The 9,225-nt window shown below is 38.8% G+C and carries 2 protein-coding genes; both read right to left on the bottom strand.

Features of this window, described 5'->3' with window-relative positions:
• Positions 1–34: 34 nt before the first annotated feature.
• Complete coding sequence (locus F6K27_RS12440; RefSeq protein WP_287276158.1) at positions 35–4,987, bottom strand: type I polyketide synthase; 4,953 nt, start codon at positions 4,985–4,987, stop codon at positions 35–37.
• A gap of 258 nt (positions 4,988–5,245) precedes the next feature.
• Positions 5,246–9,225 (bottom strand): SDR family NAD(P)-dependent oxidoreductase (locus F6K27_RS12435; RefSeq protein ID WP_287276156.1); only part of this gene is annotated, 3,980 nt, incomplete at its 5' end.

The following is a 9,225-nucleotide window of genomic DNA, read 5'->3' as shown; positions in this document are numbered from 1 at the left end:
AAAATATATATTTTTTTTTAGCTTTCACCTAATCTTAGAGCATGTTCTGAATTTTTTCTAGTTGTTGAGCTGCTAGTGCTTCAAAATCTTCTTCTGAAATATCTTCCAGAACTGGCAATACATTAGCATCTATTTCTGATACATCAGCTTGATTATGGCCATTAGAGGATTCCTCATTTTCTGTTGTCTTCCATTCCATTAATTCCTCTATATGTGAGGACAATTTGGCGATCGTTGGGTATTCCATCGCTATTGTCTCAGGTAAGTTAGTTCCTAGTTGATTTTGCAGTCGATTTTTTAATTCTACCGCCATTAAAGAATCCATGCCCATTTCCATAAACCCTAAATTCATTTCCGGTAATTGAGATGAGCTTAAACCTAGTACCTGAACTACTTCCCCTCGAATGTGTTCGGTTAAAATTTCTTGACGTTCCTCTTCTAAGGCCGTTTCTAATTTGGCTAAAATTTCTACTTTTACTTTCTGCTGTAGTGTATCATTATCTGCCAACTTTTCCTTTTGTAATAATTCTTGTAATAAAGAACTTTTTGTGATACCGCTCCAATGTTCTGCTAATACCGACCAATCTACAGCTATTACACCTACCTGTGACCTAGCAGATTGATTTCCCAAAAGTAAGTCCAAGGAATACATTCCTTCTTTGGGAGCTATTTCACCTATTCCACTGTTCTGAATACGATTTTGATGCTCCACTGCTAAACGAGTAGCCATACCTCCAGATGCCCATGCTCCCCAGTTAATAGTCAATCCTGATAATCCTTCGCTGCGACGATAACCAGCTAAACCATCCATAAAGGCATTGGCCGCAGCATAATTTCCTTGACCAGGGGAACCAATTAGGGAAACCATTGAGGAGAAACAGACAAAGAAATCTAATGGCAAATTTTGAGTTAATTTATGTAAGTGCCAAGTTCCTCTTACTTTTGGCGACATTACTTTGGCAAAACGCTCCCAATTCATCTGTTGTATGGTTCCATCATCAACCACTCCTGCTGCATGAATTATTCCTTTGAGTTTGGGTAAAGATGTCTGAATCTTCTCCAGAATTTTGGCTATATCTTCTTCTATAGCAATATCCCCTAACCAAACCTTAACCTGGCATCCTGTTTGTTCTAATTTTTGTATTGATTCTTGGATTTTTTCTGAAGGAGCGTTACGCCCAGTTAAGACAATATTTTTAGCTCCCTTAGATACTAACCATTCTGCGGTATGTAGTCCTAACGCTCCTAATCCTCCTGTTATTAAGTAACTACCATCTGATGATAAGGATAGGGGTTGAGGAAATTCTGGAGGAGATTGATTTACCAGACGAGCTACATAAGTATTTTCTCCCCGTAAAGCTAGATGATCTTCTTCTTGTTCATTAACTAATAATTGCCATAGCATTTCTATTTCGTCTGCTGCTGGAGCTTGTGGGTCTAGGTCCACTAATCCTCCCCATAATTGGGGATGTTCTAGGGACAATGCTCTACCTAATCCCCACAGAGGGGATGCTGCTAGTCCTGTTATATTATTTTCTGTTACTGACTGAGACCCACGGGTTACTAACCATAGTTGGGGAATGCTGGAGTTTTTGAGTAAGGTTTGTAACAGGTACACTACGCTGCTACATCCCCATATTTGTGTTTCTTCTAGAGTTTCAAGGGTTAAATCTTTTGATTCGGGAGCATCTAAACTCCACAGGTGAATTAACTTTGATAAGGGAGTTGGAGTATTTTGCTGAATTTCTTGGTACAGTTTTTCAAATTCTTCAGGAAGATGAGGATTTAGTTGATATTTTCCTGCTGCTAGTTTTTGATAGTTCTCTCCTCTATAAACTAAGCTGTATTCATGACCCTGTTGTTGTAATTTTTGGGCTAATTTTTCGGCTACTCCTGTAGTATCAGCTAAAATTAGCCAATGACTTAATTGAATGTTTGTTGTTGAGTTAATTTGAGCTAAAGGTTTCCATTGAATTTCATAGAACCAATTTTTTACAGTTACTGCTGTTAATTGTTCTTGATGTTGTTTAGCTAATACATCTAATATTTCTGGTAAAAGTTTCAGTTGTTCTGGTGAAAGTTTTGCTGTTGTTTCTAGTTGTTGAGTGAGGGTTTCTGTGTTTCCTTGAGTGAGTAGTTGAAAAATTGGAGTCTCACCAATATTTTCTATCTTTTGATGTTGTTGTTTCTGTTTGTTTTCCGTTCTTTCTACCCAGTAACGTTCTCGTTGGAAAGGATACGTTGGCAATGCCACCTTCTGACGAGCATAACCTTGGTCAAACCCCGACCAATTTATTTTTATCCCTCTAACATACAACTTTTCTAAAGTCAATAACATTTGCTGCCATTCTTCTACCCCTGGACGCAATGATGGCAACCATTCTCCCACATTTCCTGCTAGACATCTACGCCCCATCCCTAACAATATTGGTTTCGGTCCTATTTCCAAGAAAAGTTCATTCCCTTGCTCGTGCAATGTTTTTATGCTTTGATAAAACTTTACTGGTTGTCGGATATGATTTACCCAATATTCAGCCTTAGTTACTTCATTTGCTGCTTTTTGACCAGTTACATTTGATACCAGTGGTATTTTCGGCCGATTATAGATGACTGACTGAGCTACTGTTGCAAATTCGGCCAACATTGGCTCCATCAACGGCGAATGAAAAGCATGGGAAACTTGTAATTTTTTGGTCTTAACTCTTATTGCTTTTAACTTACTACAAACGGTTGCGATCGCTCCACTCTCTCCAGAAATCACCATACTTTCTGGTCCATTAACCGCTGCTATTGTCACTTGTGAACTATAATCTGCTATTACTTCTGTTACCACAGATTCTGAGGCCATCACTGCCACCATCTCTCCACCGGAGGGTAACTGTTGCATCAACCGTCCCCGCATAGCAATTAATTTCAGACCATCTTCTAAACTGAAAACTCCTGCTACTGTTGCTGCCACATATTCTCCTACACTGTGACCCATCACTACAGTTGGTTTGATTCCCCAAGATTCCCATAATTTGAACAAAGCATATTCAATGGCAAATAGAGCTGGTTGGGTATAACCTGTCTGGTCTAACAAATTCGAGGTTGACTTTTGTACATCTTTAGGGTAGATAACTTCTAGTAGAGGTACTTCTAGATAGGGTTGTAATATTTGGTCGCATTGATCTAAAGCCTGACGGAAGGTTGGTTGAGTTTCATACAATTGCTTACCCATATTCACATACTGGGAACCTTGACCTGTGAATAGGAAAGCTAGCTTAGAACTTGCGCTACCACTATCAAATTCTCCACAAGATAGTCCAACCACTTCCTTTCCTGTTTTGTGGTCAAGTAGCTTTTCTGCTAATTCTTTTTGATCGAAAGTAATAACTGCTAGTCGATGCTTAAAATGTTTCCTTCCTGTATTAGCTGTGTAACATACATCTGCTACTGCCAAATCTGGATACCTTTCTAAATGCTTTTGATAACTACTGACTAAATCTTCTAAAGCTTTTTCTGTTTTGGCTGATAAAGTCAATAAATGCAGCGGACGCTCTAAATCATCCCCCTTTTCCCCATTTGTGTTAATTCTAAATTCTGAATTCTGAATTCTAAATTCTACAGGTGCTTCTTCTAAAATTATATGAGCATTAGTACCACCCATACCAAAGGAACTAACTGCTCCTATTCTTGGTTTTCCCTCGCAAGACCAAGGCATTAAAGAAGTAGGAATTTTTATTGGTAACTTATCCCAATCTACAAGAGGATTAGGTTGTTTTAAATGTAAATGAGGAGGGATTTCCTGATGCTTAAGGGCTAAAATCACCTTCATCAAAGATGATACCCCTGCTGCTGCTTCCAAATGCCCAAGATTTGTCTTGACCGATCCCACAATCAAAGGGGAATCTGCTGGACGTTTTTTCCCGTATACTTCTGCGAGAGCTTCTATTTCTATGGGGTCTCCTAAAGAAGTTCCTGTACCGTGAGCATCCAAATAGCTAACTTGATGTGGTTCTAACTTAGCATTTGTCAGAGCTTGTTGAATTACCTCCTTTTGAGCCATTTTATTGGGAACTGTCATCCCACTACTTGGCCCATCGTGATTAACTGCAGAGCCTCGAATAATGGCGGAAATTAGATCGCCATCACTAATTGCATCAGACAAACGCTTCAAAACTAGGACACCACATCCTTCTGCCTGACCATAACCATTGGCCGCAGCATCAAAAGTCTTGCAACGACCATCTGGGGATAGTGCTTTTGCTTGGCAACGACCAATAGTGCTGAAGGGGGATAATATTAAATTTACCCCACCTACTAATGCTATGTTGGATTCTCCTGAACGCAAACTCTGACAGGCTAAATGGGCAGCAACTAAAGAACTTGAACAAGCTGTATCTACCTGTAGATTAGACCCTTGCAAACCCAAGAGATGAGAAATACGACCTACACCAATACTTCTATTAATGCCAAGAGTAGGGTAACTATTTGCTTCACGGAGAATGACGCTAGTATAGTCATCTGTCGATGCGCCCATGAATACACTTGTCTGACTATTCTTCAGATTTTCCCATGTTTGTCCAGAGTTTTCTAATGCTTCCCATGTAACCTCTAACAGTAGTCTGTATTGAGGATCTAAACTAACTGCTTCTCTAGGAGAAATACCAAAAAATAAGGGGTCAAACTGGTCAACTTGCTCAATAAACCCACCCTCTCTAGTGTAGGATTTCCCAGGAACTTCTGGATCGGGATCGTAATAAGCGCTCACATCCCAACGTTCAGGAGGAACTGGCGTAATTGCATCTATACCATCATGTAATAAATTCCAGTATTTTGATGGGTCATTAGCTCCTCCAGGAAATCTACAGGCCATGCCAACAATGGCGATCGGTTCGGTTTTGGCTTTGTTTACTGCTGCGAGTTTACCCCGCATTTCCTTCAATGTTTGAAGTACTTCTTTGGATAAGACGTTTTGTTGGTTTGTTTGAGAAGTATTGTTCATTTTAGTCCTCTGTCAATATATATAGACATCTCCAGAAAAGAGGCAACAGGGAACAGGGAACACCGGAGCTGGGAACAGGGAACCCTCCCCTCGCCCCTCCCCCTCCCTGGAGGGGAATAATTGATAATTTCTGGATAATAATTGATTTTATTTTTGATTTTTGGAGATATCTAATGATGGATCAATCCTCTCTCCGCGTCCCCGTATCCCCGCGTCTCCGTATCTATCTCGACCCGTCAATTCAAAATTGACAGAGTGCTAGTCCTCCTTCAGCAAAGCTTGGATTTCTTCTAATTCTGAGGCAATGGCACTATCAACTTCTCCTTCAAATTCTGTTTCTATCTGTTTGGGAGGAGTTACTTCTTGACTATCTTGAACATCAATTTCTTCTTCTTCCCCTTCTGGGAAAATTTCTTCTATCAAGTATTCAGCTAAGTCTTTGATATTAGACTTTTCAAACAAGGTTGCTGTGCTGATGGAGGAATTAAAAGTAGAACTCAACAGATTTCTTAGCTCAACTGCCATTAAGGAGTCCATTCCCATTTTAAAGAATCCTAACTCTGGATCTGGAAGTTTAGATTTCGATAATCCGATAATTTTAGCTACATCATTTTGCAACTGCTCAATGAGTATTTCGTTCCGTTCACTTTCTGGTGCTTGATGAAGTTGTTCTAACAATTCCGATTTACGTCCGGAAATCTGTTCTCCACCTGTTGCTTCTGAGTCTAGTGAAATTTCTTGCAGAAATGATCGTTTACCTCCTATTTCGTATAGGTCTTTAAATAAATCCCAATTTATATCTGCTACTACTGTTTGAGGGTTATTGCTTGTTAATACTTTCTCCAAGGCAGCTATTGCTTTTTCTGGATCTAGTGGTTTTACGCCCATTTGGTTTAACCAATTCATGGCCTCTCCTACTGCCATTCCGCCTCCTGACCAAGGCCCCCAATTTATGCTATAGGTTGGTAATCCTAGAGATTGTCGATAATAAGTTAATCCATCCAGAAAATTGTTGGCTGCTGCATAGTGAGCTTGAGCTTTTGAACCCCATACTGATGCAATGGAGGAGAAATTCACAAAAAAGTCTAGCTCTAGGTTCTGAGTTAATTCATGTAGCAACCATCCTCCTATTACTTTTGGACGGAGTATGGATTCGAGTTGAGAAAGTTCCATCTCCTGAAGCAGGTTCAATCCTACAAGTCCTGCTGCATGAATTACTCCTTTGAGAGGTGGCATTCTTTCTTCTATTTGCTTGAACACTCTCTCCATATCTTCTTGAACAGATACATCTGCTTGAGTTACAACTACTTCTGCTCCTTGTTTCTCTAAACTATTAATCTTCAATTGTGCTTGCTCTGATGGTTGAGAGCGACCAGTTAATACTAGATGTTTACATCCTTTCTCTACTAACCATTGAGCTATGCTCAATCCTAATGATCCTGTTCCTCCAGTAATTAAATAACTTCCTGACTCACTGAAAGATAGTTGCTGAGACTCTGCTAAGAGTTTTCTTTCTAAACGAGCTACATAGATTTCTCCATTACGGATGGCCAGTTGATCTTCTTCTTGATCTTCTTCTAGTAGCTTTAGCAGTGTTTCTGCTTCATTTTCATTTGTGGACGATGCCTGGTCTAAGTCTAGTAGTCCTCCCCATAGTTCAGGATGTTCTAGAGATATGACTTTTCCTATTCCCCATAGTGGGGTTTGAGCTATTGCTACTTCTTCTACAGGCAACACGGACTGGGAACCTTTGGTAATTAACCACAGTTGAGGTGAGGATGAGTTCCAGTATTTTTCCATAGCTTGCACTAGATGCAATACACTACCACAACTATACTTTTGTGCTGACTCTAAAGTTGACTGAGTTAGTTGTTGAGAAGCTGTAGTTTCTAGACTCCACAAGTGAATTATTTTCAGACTTTCCCCAACTGTCACCTTGGCATCTTGGCAAAAACTGGCAAAATCTGCTGGATTAGATGGGTTTAACTCCCAACTTCCTGTGTCTTTTTGCTTATAGGTTTCTCCTATAAATACCATCGAACAGCGATCGCCTCTTTCCTCTAGGATATTTTTCAGTCTTTCACCTACACCATCTTTATCGCTGAATATTATCCAATTTTTCGACAGTTGTTTTCTCTGTTCTTGTCGAGGACCTACTTTTTTCCATTCCACTCCATAGAAAAGTTGTTGTAATGAAACATCGGAGTAATGTAGTGGATTTTGGAGAATTTCTTGGTTCCACTTATAAATTTCATCTACTGACAATGACTCTTGTTTTTGAGCTGTCATTACTACATAACTGACTAGTCCCTTACGCAACATTTTGTATAAATTGTCATAAGATTGCAACCCTACTCTCGCATTTTCGTTTAAATTACTTTTCTTACATACATAGTCGAGATTCTCTGGAAAATTAGGATCGTCTAAACCATTAGCAATCTCCTTACTAATATCTACATAACGTAGAATTTTGATCTGACTTTCTGATAGTAAATATAGCCATTCTTTTTGAGTTATCAGATAAGACGAGTGAGCATCATAATCAATATCAAATGAAGCGTTAGAGATAAAGTCTGACATGACGAAATTACCCCTATCTTTTAAGTGATTTTTGATGTTTAAAAATAGTTCCTTTTTCTTTTTGATATGACAAATCACTTCAAATCCATATATCAAATCGTAATTATCTGGAAACTCATCCTGAGAACTATCTCCATTAACAATTTTTGCCCTATCTTGTAGGTTTAATTCACTAATTTTTTTGTTTCCTAATTCTACTTGCCTATCTGATATTGTATAGCCACAAAGGTTTAAATGATTATACTTTTCACCTAAAGTCATTAAGTCGGTTCCATGACCACAACCAATATCCAGAACTTTCTGACAAGAATCAAAATCTACTTTCTGCCAACCTATATTTCTAATTTCTTTCTGGGCAGTTGATGCTAATTTGTGATATTTCTGTTCGCTTTTCAACTTAGCAAATAAAACCCAGGAAAATCCTTTGATAATTCCTGGCAAAGGAATATAGTTCAAAATTGCTTCTTCATCCATAAAAGAAGCTAACTCATCATAATAATCACCAACTATATCCCGTTGATTTTGGAGATTTTTTTGATGCCTAGTCGTTAAAATATTTAACAACTTAGGTAATAATTTTTGTTCTTCTTCTGTTAATTCTTCAGATAAATTTAGTTCTTGAATTAATTCCTCTGCATCACCTCGATTAATTAATTCAAAAATTAAATTTGAACTTTGATTAGTAGTATTTTGCTGTTGATTTTTCGGAGCATCTACCCAATATCTTTCTCGCTGAAATGGATAAGTTGGCAATTCTACTTTCTGATGAGAATAATCTCCCTCAAAACCTAACCAATCTACCTTAATACCCTGTACATATAACTGTCCTAAACTTGATAGTATCTGTTGCCATTCATCTATCCCCGGACGTAGTGACGGCAACCAAATACCACTCTCTTCTGCTACACATTGACGTCCCATCCCCAGCAATATTGGTTTCGGCCCTATTTCCAGGAATAATTGATATCCTTGCTCATTTAGACTTTTCATACTCTGAAAGAATCTTACTGGTTGCCGGATATGACGCACCCAATATTCAGCAGTTGCTATTTCTGCACCTACTTTTTCTCCCGTTACATTAGATATTAGTGGTATCTGAGGTTTACTGTAGGTTACTTCCTGAGCTACTGTGGCAAACTCGGCCAACATTGGCTCCATTAATGGGGAATGAAAAGCATGGGATACCTGTAATTTTTTAGTTTTAACTCCCTGGGATTCTAATTTACTGCAAATATTTGCTAGAGCTTCACTTTCACCAGAAATTACGATACTTTCTGGTCCATTAACTGCTGCTATTGCCACCTTAGAACTATACTCGCCTATAGCTTCTATTACTTGAGATTCTGATGCTAACAAAGATACCATTTCACCACCGGAGGGTAACTGCTGCATCAACTTGCCCCGCATGGCGATTAATTTCAGACCATCTTCTAAACTGAATACTCCTGCTACTGTTGCGGCTACATATTCTCCCACACTGTGGCCTAGCGCCACATTAGGTTTAATCCCCCAAGATTCCCATAACTTAGCTAGGGCGTATTCTATTGAAAATAAAGCTGGTTGGGTATAAGCTGTTTGGTCTAATACACTTGACTTTTGTGCATCTTTAGAATAAATAACTTCTAATAAAGGTACTTCTAGATATTCTTTTAGAATTT

It is taken from the genome of Okeania sp. SIO2F5, from assembly GCF_010692685.1.
Taxonomy (GTDB): Bacteria; Cyanobacteriota; Cyanobacteriia; order Cyanobacteriales; family Microcoleaceae; genus Okeania; species Okeania hirsuta.
The sequence above is the reverse complement of the archived record's forward strand: the minus strand, read 5'-3'. Positions and strand labels throughout refer to the sequence as shown.

Excerpts from the sequence above, each read along its gene's own strand:
- F6K27_RS12440 (WP_287276158.1), bottom strand. The coding sequence starts at position 4,987 with ATGAACAATACTTCTCAAACAAACCAACAAAACGTCTTATCCAAAGAA.